1 protein-coding gene is annotated in these 440 nt (G+C 68.0%); it reads left to right on the top strand.

What is annotated here, in order from left to right; translation table 11 throughout:
• Positions 1-440: hypothetical protein (locus AC2JF9_RS09395; RefSeq protein ID WP_500727240.1), on the top strand; the 440-nt coding region annotated here is incomplete at both ends.

Below are 440 nucleotides of genomic sequence, written 5' to 3'. Positions count from 1 at the left end.
GACGACCGCTACGAGATCACGCTGATCGACCTCACCCGGCCGGACGCGGCCCCGCGCAAGCTGGTCGAGGGCCTCAGCAACAACTGGACCTATGTCGGCAACGAGGGGACGAAGTTCGTCTTCGCGACCAACCAGGACGCGCCGCGCCTCCGCGTCGTCAGCATGGACGTGTCGCAGCCGCGCCCGCAGCCGGTCGAGATCGTCGCCGAGGACGAAGCGACGCTCGACGGCCTGTCGATGGTCGGCGGCACCCTGGTCGCCTCCTATCTGGTCGATGCCAAGACCGAGGTGCGCCGCTTTTCGCTGGACGGAAGGCCGCTCGGCACCGTCGCCCTGCCCGGCATCGGCACCGCGGCGGGCTTCCATGGCGAGAATGACGACCCGGAGACCTTCTTCGCCTTCACCAGCTTCACGACGCCGACCACCATCTATCGCTACGA

This window comes from Lactobacillus sp. C449L (genome assembly GCF_059900815.1).
This window is presented reverse-complemented; position numbering and strand designations above follow the sequence as displayed.